13 protein-coding genes are annotated in these 17275 nt (G+C 76.2%); 1 reads left to right on the forward strand and 12 read right to left on the reverse strand.

Annotated features, from left to right (window positions below; translation table 11 throughout):
- Window positions 1-205 precede the first annotated feature (205 nt).
- The gene (locus EFE23_RS05275) at window positions 206-3430 is read left to right on the forward strand and encodes an eCIS core domain-containing protein (RefSeq protein ID WP_123239744.1); all 3225 of its coding nucleotides are present in this window, start codon (window positions 206-208) and stop codon (window positions 3428-3430) included.
- Window positions 3431-3614: 184 nt separating this feature from the next.
- Here the strand turns inward: EFE23_RS05275 and EFE23_RS05280 are convergent, their stop codons facing one another.
- The 12 genes from EFE23_RS05280 to EFE23_RS05330 all read right to left on the reverse strand — a co-directional run.
- Window positions 3615-6164 carry a DUF6519 domain-containing protein gene (locus EFE23_RS05280; protein WP_123239745.1) on the reverse strand — a complete coding sequence of 850 codons (2550 nt, stop codon included), beginning with the start codon at window positions 6162-6164 and terminating at the stop codon, window positions 3615-3617.
- Window position 6165: 1 nt separating this feature from the next.
- Complete coding sequence (locus EFE23_RS05285) at window positions 6166-8229, reverse strand: hypothetical protein (RefSeq protein ID WP_148058414.1); 2064 nt, start codon at window positions 8227-8229, stop codon at window positions 6166-6168.
- Entirely contained in the window at window positions 8226-10628 is a 2403-nt protein-coding gene (locus EFE23_RS05290) for a baseplate J/gp47 family protein (RefSeq protein ID WP_123239747.1), read from the reverse strand. Before EFE23_RS05290 ends, EFE23_RS05285 begins: the two co-directional genes overlap by 4 nt.
- Window positions 10625-13126 carry a baseplate J/gp47 family protein gene (locus EFE23_RS05295; RefSeq protein ID WP_123239748.1) on the reverse strand — a complete coding sequence of 834 codons (2502 nt, stop codon included), beginning with the start codon at window positions 13124-13126 and terminating at the stop codon, window positions 10625-10627. The genes EFE23_RS05290 and EFE23_RS05295 overlap by 4 nt, the downstream gene beginning before the upstream one ends.
- Window positions 13123-13497: a hypothetical protein gene (locus EFE23_RS05300; RefSeq protein WP_123239749.1), complete on the reverse strand. Its 375-nt coding sequence runs from the start codon at window positions 13495-13497 to the stop codon at window positions 13123-13125. Before EFE23_RS05300 ends, EFE23_RS05295 begins: the two co-directional genes overlap by 4 nt.
- Window positions 13494-13823 carry a hypothetical protein gene (locus tag EFE23_RS05305; protein WP_123239750.1) on the reverse strand — a complete coding sequence of 110 codons (330 nt, stop codon included), beginning with the start codon at window positions 13821-13823 and terminating at the stop codon, window positions 13494-13496. The genes EFE23_RS05300 and EFE23_RS05305 overlap by 4 nt, the downstream gene beginning before the upstream one ends.
- A 1-nt stretch (window position 13824) precedes the next feature.
- On the reverse strand, window positions 13825-14307 hold the full coding sequence (locus EFE23_RS05310; RefSeq protein WP_123239751.1) for a phage baseplate assembly protein V: 483 nt from the start codon (window positions 14305-14307) through the stop codon (window positions 13825-13827).
- Window positions 14304-15398: a phage late control D family protein gene (locus EFE23_RS05315; RefSeq protein ID WP_123239752.1), complete on the reverse strand. Its 1095-nt coding sequence runs from the start codon at window positions 15396-15398 to the stop codon at window positions 14304-14306. Before EFE23_RS05315 ends, EFE23_RS05310 begins: the two co-directional genes overlap by 4 nt.
- A complete protein-coding gene (locus EFE23_RS05320; RefSeq protein WP_123239753.1) occupies window positions 15391-15654 on the reverse strand; it encodes a hypothetical protein in 264 nt (87 codons plus the stop codon). Before EFE23_RS05320 ends, EFE23_RS05315 begins: the two co-directional genes overlap by 8 nt.
- Window positions 15651-16274 carry a hypothetical protein gene (locus EFE23_RS05325; protein ID WP_148058415.1) on the reverse strand — a complete coding sequence of 208 codons (624 nt, stop codon included), beginning with the start codon at window positions 16272-16274 and terminating at the stop codon, window positions 15651-15653. The genes EFE23_RS05320 and EFE23_RS05325 overlap by 4 nt, the downstream gene beginning before the upstream one ends.
- On the reverse strand, window positions 16268-16444 hold the full coding sequence (locus EFE23_RS28135) for a hypothetical protein (RefSeq protein ID WP_158675835.1): 177 nt from the start codon (window positions 16442-16444) through the stop codon (window positions 16268-16270). Before EFE23_RS28135 ends, EFE23_RS05325 begins: the two co-directional genes overlap by 7 nt.
- Window positions 16441-17275, reverse strand: an 835-nt coding sequence (locus tag EFE23_RS05330) for an ATP-binding protein (protein ID WP_148058416.1), incomplete at its 5' end; no start/stop codon positions are given. The genes EFE23_RS05330 and EFE23_RS28135, both read right to left, overlap by 4 nt.

Genomic DNA, 17275 nt, shown 5'->3' on the forward strand with positions numbered 1-17275 from the left:
CGACCGTTCGACGACCGCCAGCCCCGCCGGTTGACGCTGACCTTCTCCGCGTGACGCGGCGGCCCGGTGCCGCCGCGTCACCCTGTCCGCGGCCCCTGGTCCAGCAGGCCGGAACGGTTGTCGGATATGCGATCCGACCAGCCCGAACGGTCCTTGTTCGACGGTCGGCGGGGCGGCAGGATGGGCAGGGACGGATGGAGTTGCGGTGAGCCATTCCCATGCTGTTGCCGCCCCGAGCGCCGCCCCGCCCGCGGCGCGGACCGCCCCGGCCACCGACCAGCGCCCGTCCGCATCCCCGCGGCCGGCCGCCGGGTCCGAGTTCGGCCGGATCGCGTTCGAGCGGGCGTTCGCCGACCCCGCCCGGCCCGTCCCCGGCGGGGTCCGCGCGTCCGTCGAGGCCCCCACCGGCGTGTCGCTGGCCGGCGTACGGCTGCACACCGGCCCGCGGGTACGGACGGCGGCCCGGGCCGCCCGCGCCGCCGCCTTCACCCTCGGGCGGGACATCGGGGTCGCGGTCGGGCCGGGCCAGGCCGTCCCGGACGCGTTGCTCACCCACGAGCTGATCCACGCCGCACAGCAGTCCGGCGACGGGGACGCCGCGCCGGCCGACGCGGAGGCGCAGGCGCACCACGGCGCGCACGCGCTCCACGCGCTCGGGCCGCTGTGCACCACGGGCACGCCCTACGTCGCGTTCGCCGCCGAGGACTGGCTGCGCACCACGCCGGACATCCGGCACTACAGCTTCACCGAGCTGGTGGACGAGCTGCGCGCGGTCGACGAGTGGCTCAACCGGCAGATCGTCGGCAGCCAGGAGACCGACCGGATGATGGAGGCCAAGGCGGCCCTGGAGGCGGAGATCGCCCGCCGCCAGGCCGCCATCCGGGCCGCCGACCGGCCGCCACCCCGACGCCGGGGCCGGGGCCGGGCCGGGCAGGCCCAGCAGCCCCAGCCGGAGCTGCCCGAGCAGACGGAGATGCCGCGCGTGCTGCGGGAGCGGAGCAGCACGCAGCTCACCGACCCGGCCGAGATCCGGGCCGAGGTGGACCGGATCACCGCCTGGTTGCAACGCCCCGACCTGAGCCGGGCCGACCGGTCGATCCTGCGGCAGGAGCTCGCCACGCTGGAGCCGGGGCTCGGCGCGGAGCTGGGCCGGGCGAGCGCCCAGCGGCAGCAGCAGCGGCTGGCCCGCGCCCTGTCGCCGGGGGACGGCGCGGACCAGGCCGCGGTGCTCGCGAACATCCGGCTGATCGAGTCGATCCGGCCCTACCAGGAGCAGCCGGGCATGGCGTACGTCATGCACGACGGCGAGCTGCTGGTCTTCCCGCAGGAACTCGCCGACCGGGTGCGCGTGGAGGTCACCGCCGCGTTGCAGGAGGCGGCCCGCCGGGCCCGGGAGATGAACGACGGCACCGAGTACCGGATGAGCGAGCACATGCGGCTCAACTACGAGGACCAGTACGTCGTCGGCTTCTTCGTCAGCCTGGTCAGCGGTGAGGAGCCGGTCGACCTCCAGCGGCGCATGCTCGGCCCGATGGCCGACTCCAACATCGCGCTCAGCCGCTACCGGGCCGCCCAGCAGCGCGGCTCGCTGAGCGAGATGGCCGACGCCGTCTTCACCGCCGTGACAAAGGCCGACCAGGCGCAGACCATCGTCCTCAACGGGATCGACCGGGCCGTCGCGGCCGCCGGGGCGATCGTCACCGGGCTGACCATCACCCGGAACCTGGCCTTCGCGGTGGCGCTGTCCATCGGTGCGATCCTCGCCGCCCCGGTGGTCGCGGCAGGCGTGGCCGGCACCGGTGCCACCGGGCTGGTCGCCACCGGCCTGACCGCGGTCGGCACCGGGACCGTGGTCGGTGGCGAAGGCTTCCTGCTCGGCTTCGCCGGTGGGGCGGGCGGCGAGCTGGTCGCCGGCCACGGCGGCGGGGCGGCGCTGCGGACCGGGCTGAGCGAGGGGCGACGGGTCGGCGAGCAGGGCTTCGCGATCGGCGTCGGCGGCGGGGCGAGCCTCGGGCTGGCCCGCAACCTCGGCGTGGGCGCGGCCGGGCTGACCCGCGGCGGACAGTTGTGGCGCGGCGCGCTCGCGGGTGGTGGCGGCAACGCGCTCGGGTCGATGACCGGCGCCGCGCTCGGCGACGTGCCGGAGGGCGAGAGCCGGACCGGGTTCGTGCTGCGGTCCGGCGGGTGGGGCGCCGGGCTCGGCATGTTCGGCGGCGCGGCCGGCACCGGCTCCCAGTGGCTGAGCAACCCGGCCGCCCGGTACGGCGTCGGGGTGGCGCTGCCCAGCCTGGCTGGCGCGGGCGGGGCGTACGTCCAGTCGGGGGGCGACTGGAGCCAGACGCTGCAGGCCGGCGCGTTGGGGCTCACCGTGGGGGCGCTGGCCAGCCGCCAGCCGACCGGGGTCACCCCGGCCCAGCAGCGCGCCTTCCAGCTGGGCCGGCAGTTCATGGGTGGGGTGCGGGCGTACACGGGCGCGGCGATGATCGGCCTGGGCAACGTCGGGCCGTCGCTGCGGTTGGGGGAGTCCTCCGCGTCGACCACGATCGTCGTGCGGGACAGCGACGGCGGGTTCGTCCAGCAGAGTCAGGCCCCGGCGCGGCAGCAGGCGCAGGTGCAGCAGCAGGCCACGGTCCAGCAGCAGGCCACGGTGCAGCAGCAGGCCACGGTCCAGCAGCAGGCGCAGGCGCCGCAGCCGGCAACCGTCCAGCAGGCGCCGACGCCGGTGCCGGCCCAGCAGCAGGTCGTGGCGTCCACGGTCGCGCAGCAGGCACAGCAGACTCCGGTGACCATCACCGCGCAGACTCGCCACGTCCAGGTCGCGAACCCCGCACTCGTGGCCCGTTACGAGCAGCTCGCGGACCAACGGCTGCCGGGCATCGTGAACCAGGTCCTGGCCGCGGAGCGGCCCACCGCACGCCGGACCCGCCTGGCCCAGCTCCGCGCCGACTTCGATGCCCTGCGCGCCGAGGTCGGCGACGCCGCCAGCCTGACCCCGCAACAGCGGGCGCGCGCCAACGACATCCTGCGCGAGGCCCGGGAAATCGCCCGCGCCGACTTCGGCGGCCTGCAGCGCAAGGTGATGCGGCGTCTCCGGGCCGACCCGGCCCTCCAGGCGATCGAGGGCCAGCTCGTCACCGCCGGCGACGCCGAGCTCAACCCGACCGGCACCCTGCGCGTCAGGGTCATCCGCGCCGACGGTACGAGCGGGTTCGAGCCGTTGAACATCGAGCACCGGGTACGGCTGTCGGACAACCCGTGGCTGGCCAAGGACGGCCGGAACCTCATCCTGACCGACGCGCCGCAGAACCAGCAGCACCTGGAGGCGCTGCGGCAGCACGGGTCGGTCTGGCCGACCGACCCGGTGGAGGCGTTCGTGGTCCGGCACCAGCTCAACGATGAAGGCGTGAACTTCTCGCCCGGCACCCGCTGACCACCCTCCGGCCGCTGGTGAGCCGGGGAACCCGGGCAGACGAAAGGCGCCGACCTCGTCGGCGCCTCGTCATCCGTGCCGTCCAGCCATACGGGGTGTCGAACCCCTCATCCGTGACACAAGGCCTCGGCTGTCCCTACCGCGGGTTGTCGTATGCCTGGACTTCTGAGAATAATCCTCTTCGTCAGGGTATGCAACGGTCCAGCGTGAACGATCCCAACTCCACGCGTACTCCGACGCCCAGCGGGTTGAGCACATCGCTGACGTAACGCAGCGACACCCGCTGCGCTGATCCCTCGTCGCGCAGCAGCACGCCGGCCCGGAACGGCCCGGACGCGTCGAGGCCGCGCAGTTGCAGGAACGCCCCGAACTGGCCGATCACCCGGACGGCGTCGACCGGGGTGCCCTCGTCGCCCATGCGCCGCAACTCGGCACGGTTGTCCAGCATGGTCAGGCTGGTGAAGCTGCCGACGTAGAAGGCGTGCCGCTGGCGGGCCCAGAAGAACGGGACTTCGCTGGTCACCGTGTTGTTGGTGATCACCACCTTACCGAGCACCCGCCGAACCCCGTTGGCCGCCCGCAGCGCCACGTGGACGCCCTGCACCGCCCGCAGCACCTGGTTGCCCTCGACCCGGACGCGGTCTCCGTGGTCCCCGGCCACCACGATGCCCTGCCCCACCGCCCCGAGGTCGCTGACCGCCGCAGCGAGGAAGCGGGCGCTGAGCTTGCCGACCGCCGCCTGGTGCGGCTCGGTGACGCTCGTCGCGACGAACCGGGCGAGCGCCCGCTGTGCCGAGGCGCTGGACCGCAGGCGTCGTGCCGAGGTGCCCTTGGCCCATTCGGCGGCCAGCCGGCGCAGCGCGGCGGGGCCATCCATCCGTACCGTGCGTTCGTCGGCCAACCGGACCGCCCTGTCCCCGGCGGTCGGGTTGGCGGTCAAGTGACCGGCGACGTATCGGCCCAGTTCGCGGGCCACCGCGCGGGTCACCGTGCGGGGTGCCCGGGGTTCCGCCAGCGCGACGATGTTGTCGACGATCAGGCTGTCCAGCGCCGAGGCGACGAGGATACCGATCTGCTGGTCGCCGATCAGCAGCAGGTTGTCACGCACCTCCACCATGGACGGTCGGCGCCCCTCGGCATCGGGGGCCGCGTAGATGCCCGACTGTGCCCGCCCGGACGAGTCGGGGCACCACACCTGGCAGTCCCGGACCCGCACCCAACGGCAGCCCAGGAAGCTCAACGCGCCCAGCAGGTGCGCGTCGCCGGGTGGGCTGCCCGTGGGCAGGTCGGACTCGACCCGCAGCCGGGTCACCTCGATCTCGGGACAGCGGGTGGCGATCAGGACCGCCTCATGCTTCTCCCCGACAAGTACGGTGGCCGGTCCGACGCCGGTCACCACCACCCGTTGCTTGTCCTTGACGGTGAGTGGAGCGGTGACGCGGTAGGTCCCGGCGGCCAGGCACAGCTCGCCGCCGGTGGCGGGCAACGCGTCCAGGGCGGCCTGCAGGTCGTCGCCGGGGAACGCGGTCACCGTGCAGGTGCCGCCGCGCAGGCCGGTCAGCGGCGGGAAGGTCGGCCGGCAGTCGGTGAGCACCGCCTTGTTCGTCAGGTCCACCACGGCCAGCGGCGCGGCCGTGTGCACCACGCCGTCGGGCGGGGCGTTGGTCAGCGTCTCCACCGCGTCCGCGGCGCTGCCGCGTACCCGCACCCCCCACCAGTCGCCGACCTGGTAGGCGCCGGGGCGGGCGGTGAAGGCGATGCCGACATCGGCGCCGCCGAGGGTCAGCGGCACCGCGCCGGCCGCGCCGACCACCTGCCCGTCCCAGCGCCGCAGGCAGGTGCCGGGCGGGTCGCCCGCCAGCGGGCTGGCCGTGCCGAGGGTGACCGTGTCGCCGCCGGCCGACGGCGCCACCGCCGCCACGGTGAACAGCGCGCCGTGGTTGCGCCGGTCGGCCCGCCGGGCCAGCGTGGACACCTCGACCAGGTCGCCGGGGGCGAACGTCACCGCCGGCGACGGGGCCAGGGTCACCGCGGTGCCGGCCACCTTCGCCGCCACCGCCTCGCTGCCGTTCGCGTACGACCAGGCGAACCGGGCCGTCTTCTCGCTGCCCGCGTCGAGCACCTCGATGCGCAGCAGCCCGTCGGGCAGCTTGCTGCGCGGGTCGTCCGGCGGCGCGCACGGGTCCGCCGGCACCGGCGCGGCGGTCCGGGCCACGTCCAGCCGCCCCGTCGACACCGGCGCGGGCAGGCCGGCCACCGAACAGGTGGCCGAGGTCGTGGCCGCCGCCCGCACCCGCCAGCCGACCCGGGTCCGGGTGGTGGTGTCCACCCCGGCGAGGGCCGGGTCGAGCAGGCTCGGGTCCTCCGCCGCCTGCACCTCCTCGACGAACGCGTCGAGGTAGACGTTCACCAGGCCGGACGCGGGCAGCGCGGCGATCTCCGGCTGCGCCGCGTACGCCAGGTCGGCGGGGTTGCGGGCGAGCAGTCCGCCGATCCACATCGTCCCGGCGCGGACCGTCAGCGCCCCGCCCACGAACTCCACCTTGAAGGCGGTGCTGCCGACCGGCACGCCGGCCGGGCCGATCGCGTCGCGGGCGAGCTGCCGGGCGTCCCGGGCGGGGCCGCCGACCGCCAGGTTCCAGTCGGTGTCGAGCAGCACCCGGCCCTGCTGCAGGAGCGCCGCGGTCCACCGGTCGGTGGGGCGCAACGGGACGCTGGTGACGTCTCCGGTCATGTCATTCCTCCGGGTGCGCGACGCTCAGGTGCGGATGCACGGTCAACGGGGTCATCTCGGGCAGGCGCTGCGCCAGCCGGACGGCCAGCGGCCCCCGACGGGCGTGGTGGTACGCGCCGATCTCGCCGCCGTCGCTCGCGCCGGTGAGCAGCGCGGACGACGGACGGGCCGCCGGGGCGTCGACCACCGGCGCGTAGTAGCCGGCCGAGTCGAAGCCGATCCCGCCAAAGCGGGGCAACGGACCGGTCAGGCTGTGGTACGCGGGCGGGTGGGCCTGCGGCGCGTCGTGTTCGCCCAGGTGGCAGTAGCGCACGCAGCCGGTCGACGTGACGGTCGTCCGCAGCCCGCCGGTGAACAGGCAGTCGGTCACCCACACCTCGTCGGCCCCGACCGGCCCGACGAAGGTGACCCCGGTGGCGGCCAGGTCGGGCGGGAACCGGTCGGCGGCGGCGACCGCGGCGCGGCCCGGGTCGCCACCCGGGTCCCCGCCGCACGGCATCAGCGCCGCGCCCCGCCCGTCGACCACGCAGTCGGTCAGCTCGATCGGATACGCCGACAGGTCGGCACGGACCGGGCCGAGCAGGCAGCGCGTCGCGGTCAACCGCACCGTCCACGCCGTCGGATCCACCTCGATCCCGTGCCCGGACGTCGGGTCGCAGGTGATCCCGACCAGGTCGACACCGGCCGGCTCCGGGCCGATCCGCAACGCGCCGGCGAGCAGGAACCCGGAGAGCTCCACCTGCACGTCCGTCAGCCGCAGGGACAGGTCCCCGGTGATCACCGGGGTGCAGCCGGTCGGGGCGACCACCCGCCACCGGGTCAGCGCCGGGGTGCCGGTCACCGGCCCGGCCGGCGCGGCCAGCCGGTCGCTGGTGAGCAGCCGGATCTCCACCTGCGGCGCGTCCGGCTCGCTGGGGCTGCCGGTCGCCGCCGTGGCGGCGGCGAACGCCGCGCTCAGCGTGGGCACCACGATCTGCCCGGCCGGGTGCGGACCCGACGCCGGGTCGACGACGATCACCACGCCCGCGTCGTCGCGGGTCTCGGCGGTGCTCGCCACCGCGCCGAGCCGGCCCGGGACGGCCCGGTAGAAGGTGGCGCGCAGGGTGCCGGTCACGTCCCCGGCGGGCTTCACCACCCCCCGGTACGGGTCGACCAGCACGGTCCCCGCCGGGGCCGCCGGCGACCCGACCGGCGGCAAAGCGGTCAGGCCGATCCTCGCCCAGGGCAGCGGCACGCCGTCCACGGTCAGCTCCAGCAGCGCCGGTCCGTCGCCGGTCAGCGGGTGGTCGGGCGCGAGGGTCCACACCGGCCCGTAGCTCACCTCGCCCAGCGCGTCGATCAGCCGCCAGGTGGCGCGTACCGGAAGCTCGCCGGGCGCGCGCGGACGGCGCGGCACGGGCGGCTCGCCCGGCGGTCGCTCGTCCTCGGCGTCGCTGGCGATCTCCAGCGGCCGCGGCCGCAGGTACAGCGGTGCGCTCACGCCCAGCGGGTGCAGGGCGAACCGGCCCCCGCCCAGCGGCGCCACCTGGACCTGGTCGTAGCCGAGCACCTGCCACGGGAACACCTGCACGGTCGCCGCCGCCGGGTGGTACGACCCGCCCGGGGTCACCGACCGCCGGGCCGGGTCGAGCCCGGTGCCCGCCAGCAGGTGCTCGCCCCTGCGCAGGTCGAGCGAGGCGGTACGCCGGACCGGGTGGCGCAGCTGCTGGCACCACACCGTGGCCGTCCAGCCCTCCATCACCCGCGCCGACCAGCCCGTGACGACCTCGGCGAAGTCCTCCAGCGCGGCCGGGGTCCCCTTGCGCCGGCGCAGCGCGGTGGCGTACGCGATCTCCCGCCGGCCGGCGTCGGGCGGCAGCCCGAGCAGCGCGCCCAGGTACGGCAGCGCCCACTCGGCGGCGCTGTCCGGGAAGGCGTCGTCGAGCACCCGGTCGACGTCCGCGGCGAGCAGCAGCCACTGCTCCTCCAGCGCCGCCAGCAGCGCGAGCTGCGGCGGCGGCTCGGTGCCGTCCGGCGCGGCGCGCAGCAGCGCCGGCGGCACCATCCGCAGAAAACGTTCACTCATTGGACCGTCACCGCCGTCAGGCTCAGCAGTTCGTACCGTTCCGCCGGCGTGCGGCCGATCGCGGCCTCGGCGGTGGACGGCGCGCGCACGCCCGAGGTGACCGACAGCGCGACCACGCCGACCACCCCGGTGACCGCCTGCGCCACCGCCAGCACGTCGCTCGCGTCGAGCGGTACGCCGAGCTCACGCGGCCGGGGCGCGAGCGGTCCGGCCGGGTCGAGCAGCGCCGCGCGGACCGCCTCGCGCACGGTCACCGGGTCGCGGCGCGGGTCGGCGGCCACCGTCAGGGTGGCGGTCAGCGCGCTCGGCACCCCCGCGCACACGCACAGCCCCACCGAGGTGTCCCGGCGGGCGTCCAGGTAGCCGGCGAGCGTGGCCAGTTCGGCGGGGAGCGGCGCGCGTACCCCCGTCTCGCCGAACCGCAGCGACGCCACGTGCAGCCCGACCCCGCCGCACGGGCAGCCCGGCGGTCCGGCGCCCCGCCAGGCCACGCTGTGGCTCGTCCCCGGCACGCCGAGCGCCAGGTCGGCCAGGTCGTCCACCGACACCGCGCGGTCCAGCGCCCGGATCCGGGCCGCGGCGGCGCGCCGCATCCGCAGCGGGTCCTCCTGGTCGGCGGCGCCGGTGGTCCGGCCCACCCCGGCGACCTTGCGGACGCCGCGCACGCTGCCGAGCAGCGTGTCGATCCGGGTCGCGTCCAGCTCGCCGACCAGGCCGCCGCCGACCCGCCAGGTCGCCGTCACCTCGCCCCGCACCGCCTCGGCGCCGAAGCGGAGCACGAGGCGGCCGTCGGCGGCGAGCCGGGTGGTGAACACCGGCGCGGCCGGGTCCCGCCCGTACAGGCTGTCGACCTCGTCGTAGGCCACCCCGCCGACGCGCACGGTGAGACTGTCGGTGACCCGGCCCGCCGGGTCGACGTCGGCGGTGACGGGGCCGGGGACGACGGCGCCGCCGTCGGTCACCGTCAGCGGCCCCCGGTGGGTCTCGCCGTGCCGTACCGGGACGAGGTTCCCGGTCGCCGGGGCCTTCGCGGCCGTCCCGGTGAGCCCGGCGCCGAGGACCAGCAGCATGCCGCCCACGTCGTCGGTGGTGTCGGCGGCGTCCCGCGAACAGTCCGCCAGCTCCCAGCCGGCGGTGGTCCGTACGACGATCCGGTTGGGTGCCTCGGCGGGGCGGGGGTGCACCCGCAGCCGGGTCCCGCCGGGCGCCAGCGGCGGCAGCTCGTGGTGCTGGGCGACGACCCGCTGGTCGACCAGCAGGATCTCGATGTCGTCGTCCTGCTGGCCCGCCGGCAGCGACCCGGTCAGCTCGATCCGTCCGACGTGGTGCCGGGTGCCCGGCGCGACCGACCAGTCCACGCCGCTGACCGACTTGACCGTGGTGACGAACGCCCCGTACCGGTTGGCGACGAGGATGTTCATCCCCGGGCTCGCCGCGCTCGCGTCGGTCACCAGCAGGTGACCGGCGCCGACCGCCGCCGCCTCGCCCGGATAGCTGACGGCGGCGGTCGCGGCGGCGCCGGAGGAGTTCACGTAGGACAGCTTGCTGAGCCGGTGCGCCAGCGACAGCCGCGCCCGGACCCGGTAGGCGGCGTAGGTGGTGCCGCTCTCGGGGGCCAGCAGCCCGGTGAGCACCCGGTCGGTGGTGACCAGGAAGGCGCCCAGGTCGTCGGACTTCTTCGTCACGGTCACCACGGCGCGCAGCGACAGGTTGCTGGCGTACAGCGTGTAGACGACGGACATCCAGCCGAGCCAGCCCCACCAGGTCGACGGCATCGGCACGTACCCGGAGGGCTTCTCGGCGACCAGCGCGACCCGGTCCCCGGCGGCGAAGCCGGGGTCGGTGAGCAGCCGCAGCGCGCGGTCCGGCGGCGGCTGCGGGGCCGGCACGGCGGTGACCGTGAGATCCGCCCAGTCGGCGCGCAGCGGGGTGTCGGTGACCACCTCGAAGGTCTGCGCCGCACTGGTGGCCGTGCCCGGCGCCTGCACCCGGGTGCCGGCCGGGACGAGCGGGCTCGCGCCGGTGTCCGTGGTGCAGCGGATCCAGCCGCGCGCGGCGGCCCGCTGGGTCGGCCGGTGGCCGAGCAGTTCGGTGGTGCGGCGCAGGTCCGTCCAGTCCTGTGCGGTGCCCAGGTAACGCTCGCCGGCGGTGAGTTCGGTGTACGCGGCGACCGAGTCGGCCACCCGCGACCACAGCTCGGCGACGGTGACCACGGTCGGGTCGCCGGCCACGTCCAGCCGCCCGCCCAGCGGGCCGCCGTCCGGCCTCGGTGTGCCGGCGATCCCGGCCAGCAGCGCGTCGCGGAAGTCGTGCCGGTCGGCCAGCCGGCGGCGCAGCCGGGACAGCCCCGGCGGCGGGTCGGGGCGGGGCGTCAGCTCGCGGGGCTCGGGCGCGTTCATCGGCCGCCCTCCACGGTGAGTTCGATCCGGCCCCGGTCCGGCGCGGCCGCGTCGTCGTCGCAGACCGCGATCTCGTCCGGACCGACCACCAGCACCTCGTGGTACGTGCCGGCCGGCTCGGACAGCCGGCGGGCCTCCGTCACCCGGACCGCGTCCACCCCGGGCACGGCGGCGACGGCCGCGACGACCGTCGACACGTACACCGAGGTGCCGAGCGGGTGGGCGGTGGGGGAGAAGACCGCCCCCGGCCGGCCCGGCCGCAGTGCCGCCAGGATCCGCAGCCGGGCCAGCGTCGGGTCGGTCCCCGGGGTCAGGCACACGGTCACCGCGACGAGCAGGCCGACCGGGGTCGCCGGCAGGGTGACCACCTCCGTGCCGGCCATCCGCACCGCGTCCATCACCTCGCCCACGGCCGCGTCGACCGCCGGGTCGGCCCGGTCGGTCCCGGTCTCCACGGCCACCAACCCGACCGGCCAGGAACCGGACCAGGAGCGCCGCGCCGCGGCCCGGGCCACCCCGGGCACCTGTGTGGCGAACGGCGGCAGGTCGCTCACCAGCACCGCCCGCCGGGGCACCGCCGCGTACGCCTGCGGGGCGTCCCGGCGTACGTCGTCGAGCGGCACCGCCGCGGCACCGCCCACCCCCGGCGTGAGGTTGCGCGCGGTGACCCCCGCGCCGGCCTCCGCCCAGACGCACGGCTGCCCGACAGCGGAGGCGGTCCGCACCAGGCGGGTCAGCGTGTTCGCGGCGATCAACCCGTCCGGGCCGGCGCCCACCTCGTAGCGCACCGTCACCGTCGACCGGGTCGGTGGCACCACGCCCAGCACGCCCGTGCGGAACCGCAGCCGGGGCGGGTGCTCGTCGTCGTGGTCGACCACCACGCTGAACCCCTCCGCGGTCGCCCGCAGCAGGCTGGTCACCCGGGTCGCCCCGACCACGACCCCGCTGGGCAGCGCCACCCGGGTGTCCAGCCGCCACGGTCGCCCGCCGGGCGCGCAGGACAGCCCGGCCGTGCCGGCCCGGACGAGCAGATAGTCCGCGACCCGTTCGCGGGCCGGGTCGGGCCGCCCGCCGGTGAGCGGGTCGAGCGGCGCGACCGCCGCCGGACCGTCGACCAGCAGGCCGTGGTGGGCCGGCAGGACGCCGAGCCGGGCCACGCCGACCCGCGGGGTGCCGCCGGAGTGGTCCACGCTGACCGGCACCGGCCGGGTCAGCGCGTCCGCCGCGTCCCAGAACACCCGCACCAGCGGCAGGCCGGGGGAGAGCGGGTCGGTCATCTCGACCGCGTGGGTCACCCGGACCACCTGCGCCGGGTACGAGGCGAGCGGGAGGCGGATCTGCTCGCCGCCGCCGTCGTCCGGCGGCCAGTCGGTGACCCGCCGGGCCCAGTCCTGCTGGGCGCCGGCCGGACCGGGCGCGACCACCTCGAAGGCGAGCAGCGAGCCCACCGGCAGCCAGGTCGCCAGCGGGGTCCCGTCGGCGGGTCGGGGACGGACCAGCACCGCGCTGGTCGCGCCGGCGGTCAGCACCGCGTCGGCCTCGGTCCAGTCGTACAGCGGCACCTCGGCGTGTGAGGCGAAGACGGTGACGGGCGCGGCGGTCTCCAGCGTGAAGTGCGCGGCCTCGGGCGACCGGTCCGGGTCGCCGGGCGCGTCGGTCGCGGTGTCCCCCGGCTGGACGACGAAGCTGCCGTCGGTCGGGCCGGCGCCCGGGTGGGCCCGCCGCACCTGCACGAACGTGGCGGCGCTGATCGCGGGCGGCACCGGGTGGTCGACCAGCCGGGCGTGCCGGGTGACGCTGGCGCGGCGCCGGGCGGTGCCCAGCCAGGACTCGGTGGCGACCCGGTCCAGGCGGTAGTGCAGCAGGTCACCGAGGTGCGCCAGGAGTTCGAGCAGGGTGACCGTGACGTCGGCCGGGGAGTGGTCGGAGTTCGGGGCGAGCACGTCCAACCGGTCCAGCAGCATCGCCCGCAGCCCGGCGTAGTCGCGGGCCAGGGTGTCGTAGTCGGGCGGGGTGAGCGGGGCCGGCTGCGCCGGGATCCGGACGCAGTCCGGCACGTCGCCGCACTCGGGACGCAGCCGTACCGGCAGGTGCCGGCGCAGCGGGTCGAGCTGGAGTCCGAGCCCGGCCAGGCCCGCCGGGTCGATGCCCAGTCGGTACGGCGCCCGGCCGGGCAGCACCGCGCCCACCGCCCGCACGGGCAGGTCGAGGTGCGCGGGGACCGGGTTGCCGTCCGGGTCGGTGGCCGCCGCGACGATCGTCCCCGGGCCGGTGACGGTGACCGCGGGGCGGCCCTGGAACGACCACAGCCCGGCGGCGGTCAGCCCGGCCGGCGGGTCGTCGTAGAGCCAGACCGACACCGTGCGGGTGGTGCCCGATCCGGTGGCGCTGGCCGCGCGCAGCCCGATGACCGTGCCGCCGGCGAACAGCGCCGCCGGCCGGAGCAGCCCGCTGGCCTGCGGCTGCACCGGCTCGGTGTACGCGTCGTAGGTGGTCACAGCGCCGCCGCCGGCAGGGTGAGGGTGACCGTGCGGGTCTCGCCCGCCGGCCGGGGCCGGTAGACCACCTGCGCGGACAGCGTCGAGTCGGCGACGGTCACGGTCACGTCCACCACGTCCAGCCGGTCGCCGAGCGCGTCGGTGAGACTGCCCCGGGCGCGGGCCCGCACCGTGCCGGCCAGGTCGGGGGAGAGCGGCTGGAACAGCGTCGACGGGCCCAGCCCGGCGCCGAAGCCGGGCCGGTGCAGCCGCTCGTTCGGCCCGGTGAGCAGGACCAGGCGGACCAGGTCGTCCAGGTGCTCCAGCGCGGAGCGGGTGGCCAGCCGGCGGCCGGCGCCGACGGCCCAGGGCTGGGCGGCGAAGCGGGTCATCGTCCCTCCACCTTCGACTGGTTGGAGCTGATCTGGAGCTTCCCCTGCGGCGCGGACGCCGCGTTCAGGCACAACCCCACGCTGGTGTCCAGCAGCACCGGGTCGCCGGCGGTGACCCGGGTGGCCGGGGCCTGCCAGCGCACCGTCGTGCACGGGCTGGCGACGGTGCCGACCACGAACGGGCAGCCGCTGATCGTCGCGCTGTCGGAGACCACCAGCACCGCCGCGCCGTCCGCCAACACCCGGTCCTGGCCGGCGGTGAAGCTCGCCGAGCCGCCGTGCGGGCAGGTCGCCACGGTGGCGGTGGTCAACAGGTAGCCGGGCATGTCACTTCACCACCAGTGCGCCGTCGTTGATGTCGACCTGCCCGTTGCGCATGACGATGGTCGCGCCGGAGCCGTTGTCGACGCGTACGCCGTCGTCGTCGAGGGTGATGACCGGACCCGCCGAGGAGGTGACGGTGAGCGCGCCGTCGGCGTCGGACAGCTCCAGCCGGTGCCCGCCGGGGGTGAGCAGGACGACGGTGTCCGGCCCGGCGCCCGGCACCGCCTGGCCGGCGCTCCAGTTCGCCCCCGACCAGACCGGCTGCGCGGACAGGTCGCCGCGCGGCCACTGCACGAGCACGGCCGCGCCCACCGGGGGCACCAGCGCGAAGCCGCAGCCGTCCCCGGCGTACGGCAGCGCGGGCAGGCACCAGCCGGTCGGGCCGTCCAGCAGTTCGGGAACGTCCACCTTGATCCGGCACTTCTTCTCCGGGTCGTCGTTGTCGTGCACGGTGCCGGGGAACAGCCCGAGGTAGCCGCCGTTCACAGCGCCACCGCCGCGGCCAGGGCGGCCAGGCCGCCGGCGCCGGCCGGTCCGCTGCCCAGGGCGTTGCGGATCAGGCCCAGCGCCTGGCTGTGCCCGCCGGGGGTGATGGTGTGCCGCACCGACTTCACCAGCCAGAGTCCGTCCAGCGTCGGGCCGAGCCCGGCGACGGTGACGGTGCGGCGGGCGCGGACCAGCGGCATGTCGGGGGCGGTCAGCGTGGTGGCCAGGGACGCGCCGAACGCGCTGCGCTCGGCCATCGCCGTCGCGGTGGTCCGGGCGTCCAGCACGCTGATCCCGGCCGCGGCGTGGGTACGGATCAGGGTGGCCCCGCCGAGCGAGCGGGGTCCCATCGCGTTGCCGGTGCCCGGGTCGCTCGCCACGTCGGTGTCGGTGGTGCCCGGGACCGTCCGGGTCAGGTGCACCTCCTGCCCGGCGAGCAGTTGCACGGACGCCGTGGCCGGGCCGCCGAGCTCGCCGTAGCCCAGCCGGAGCGTGCCCTGCGCCGCCGCGGTCGGGTTGATCCGCCGGAACACCCCGGTGACCACCCCGTCGATCGACTCGACGTGCAGGTCGAACCCGTTGCGCCCGGCGAGGCCCCGCAGGAAGGCCCAGTCGGTGCCGCTCTGCTGCGGCGAGTAGGTGGCCGAATCGGTGCCGGCCGGGGTGGACTCGACCCGCGCGGCGAGACCGTACTGCCCGAACAGGGTCTGCGCGATCGTCGAGTCGGTGGTGTCCTGCCACAGCCGCTGCACGTCGCGGCGGTCCATCTCGACGCTGCGGTCCATCCCCTCCACGGTGAGGGTGGACAGCCCGCCGGGGGTGAAGTTCCAGTTCGCGCTCACGCTGCGCGCGTCGAGCTCGTAGCTGGTGTCGCCTCGGCTCACCCGTACCGTGAACGGGGTGGCCGGCGCGACCAGGGCGTCCAACGAACTGTGCCAGGCGCTGTTGTTGTCGGTGTCCATCGCGACGGTGACGCTGGCCTTGTCCGGGCTGCCCAGCGACTCCTCGACGCTGACGCTCCGCACCAGGTCCAGTTGCTTCGCGGTCAACGGCGCGCCGGCGACGGTGATCACGGTCCGGGTGTCAGGCATCGGGCACCGCCAGCATCGTGCCCGGCTCCTCCAGGGTGAGCGCGTCGGCGGCCGGGTTCGCGTCGGCGATCACCCACCATCGGGTGCTGTCGTTCAACGCGGCCGCGGCGAGCAGGTCGAGCCGGTCACCGGCGCGGACCGGATAGACCACGTCGGCCCTCGGCGCGACGCTGATCCGCGGGGTCGACATCGGCCGGGTCGTGCCGTCGTCCTGCGCCACGTCCAGCTGCGGCTGGTCCGCGTACCGGCCGGTCACAGCATCAGCTCCACGCCCTGGGCGATGCCGACGGTGGCGCTGGCGGTGCGTACCGCCTGGTAGGCCGTCGCCAGCACGGTCGCCAGCTTCATGTCCTCGCTGAGGTCCCGGCCGCGCAGCACGGTCAGCGACAGGTCCACGGTGGCCTGCACGGGTTGCAGCAGCGCGTCGAAGCCGGTCTCGTGGATGGTGCAGCTGTCCACCCGGACCGGGACGATCCGCTCCAGGCTCCAGGCGAGCACCACCAGCGGCAGTGACGGCGCGGGCACCGGCGGGGCACCGCCGCCACCGCCGCCGAGCGCACCGGCGACCGCCCCGACCAGCGCCGCCAGCCCGCCGCCGCCCGGCTCCAACAACCCCTCGATGGTCGCCAGCAGGGGGCCGATGCCGAGCGCCCCGGTGATCGGCTTGTCGATCGCGTCCAGCGCGTCGAGTTCGATCTTCAACGTGTACGACTCCACCGGCGGCCCGCCCACCCGCAGCCCGGACCCGCCGGACGTCCCGGACTGCACCCGCAGCACCCGGGTGACCTCGGCCGGGTTGTACTGGAACGGCACCAGGCTCGGCACCATCCCCGCCACCGGGTCGGAGAAGGACAGCAGCATCCCGCGCATCAACATGACCCGCTCCCCGGTCCGTGGTGATCCCCTGTCACGTGCTCGGCGACGGCCCGCGCGACGGTCGCCTCCGGCCCGTCCGGCCAGGCCCGCCCGGCCAGCGCGGCCTCGATCGCGGCGCGCAGCAGACCCGGCTCGGGCGGCGCGTCGACGGTCACGTGGATATCGGTCACCGGTGCCTCCGGGCGGTCGGTGGACGGCGGCTCTTCTCCAGCTCGCGGCGCACGGCGGCGTGCAGGTGCTCGGACCGCACCTCCGTGCCCGCGGCGATGGCGCTGACCGTGGCGGCCAGCGCGGCGGCCCGGATGGTGGCCCCGGACAGCTCCTCGCGGGCGACCGCCGCGGTGTCCGCGCCGGGCAGATGGCGGCGCCAGAGCAGTTCCCGCTCGTCGTGGTCGGGCGGGTCGAACCGGACGGCGAGCCGGATCCGCCGGGCGAACGCGTCGTCCAGCGCGGACGGGCGGTTGCTGGTCAGCACCACCACGCCGGTGTGCACCTCGATGCGCTGCAACAGGTGGTCGATCTCCAGGTTGGCGTACCGGTCGCGGGCATCGCTGACCTCGCCCCGCTTGCCGAACAGCCCGTCCGCCTCGTCGAAGAGCAGCACCGCCCCGGCGGTCGCGGCGTCGCGCAGCACGGCGTCGAGGTTGCGCTGGGTCTCCCCGAGCCACTTGGTCACCACCCGGGCCAGGTCGACGACCCACAGGTCGCGGCCGATCGCCGCGGCGACCGCCTCGGCCGCGGCGGTCTTGCCGGTGCCGGACGGCCCGTGGAACAGCGCGATGACGGCCCGGCCCCGCCGGCCGGTGAACCCCAGCCGGTCGTGCGCGGCGGCGGCGTGGCGGGCGTGCGCGACGAGGTCCCGCACCGCGGCGAGGGTCGCCGGGGGGAGGACGAGGTCGTCGAGCGTGGTGGCCGGCGGCAGCCGGCGGGCGAGCCCACCCGGGTCGTGGCGGGGCTGGGCGCGCAGCGCCGCGCTGACGTCCCGGGCGGTCGCGGCCCGG

The sequence above is a fragment of the Micromonospora solifontis genome, assembly GCF_003725545.1.
GTDB classification, from domain to species: domain Bacteria; phylum Actinomycetota; class Actinomycetes; order Mycobacteriales; family Micromonosporaceae; genus Micromonospora; species Micromonospora solifontis.

Coding starts and splice junctions, on each gene's coding strand:
- EFE23_RS05280 (WP_123239745.1), bottom strand. CDS start 6,164: ATGACCGGAGACGTCACCAGCGTCCCGTTGCGCCCCACCGACCGGTGG.
- EFE23_RS05285 (WP_148058414.1), bottom strand. CDS start 8,229: ATGAGTGAACGTTTTCTGCGGATGGTGCCGCCGGCGCTGCTGCGCGCC.
- EFE23_RS05290 (WP_123239747.1), bottom strand. CDS start 10,628: ATGAACGCGCCCGAGCCCCGCGAGCTGACGCCCCGCCCCGACCCGCCG.
- EFE23_RS05300 (WP_123239749.1), bottom strand. CDS start 13,497: ATGACCCGCTTCGCCGCCCAGCCCTGGGCCGTCGGCGCCGGCCGCCGG.
- EFE23_RS05305 (WP_123239750.1), bottom strand. CDS start 13,823: ATGCCCGGCTACCTGTTGACCACCGCCACCGTGGCGACCTGCCCGCAC.
- EFE23_RS05315 (WP_123239752.1), bottom strand. CDS start 15,398: ATGCCTGACACCCGGACCGTGATCACCGTCGCCGGCGCGCCGTTGACC.
- EFE23_RS05325 (WP_148058415.1), bottom strand. CDS start 16,274: ATGTTGATGCGCGGGATGCTGCTGTCCTTCTCCGACCCGGTGGCGGGG.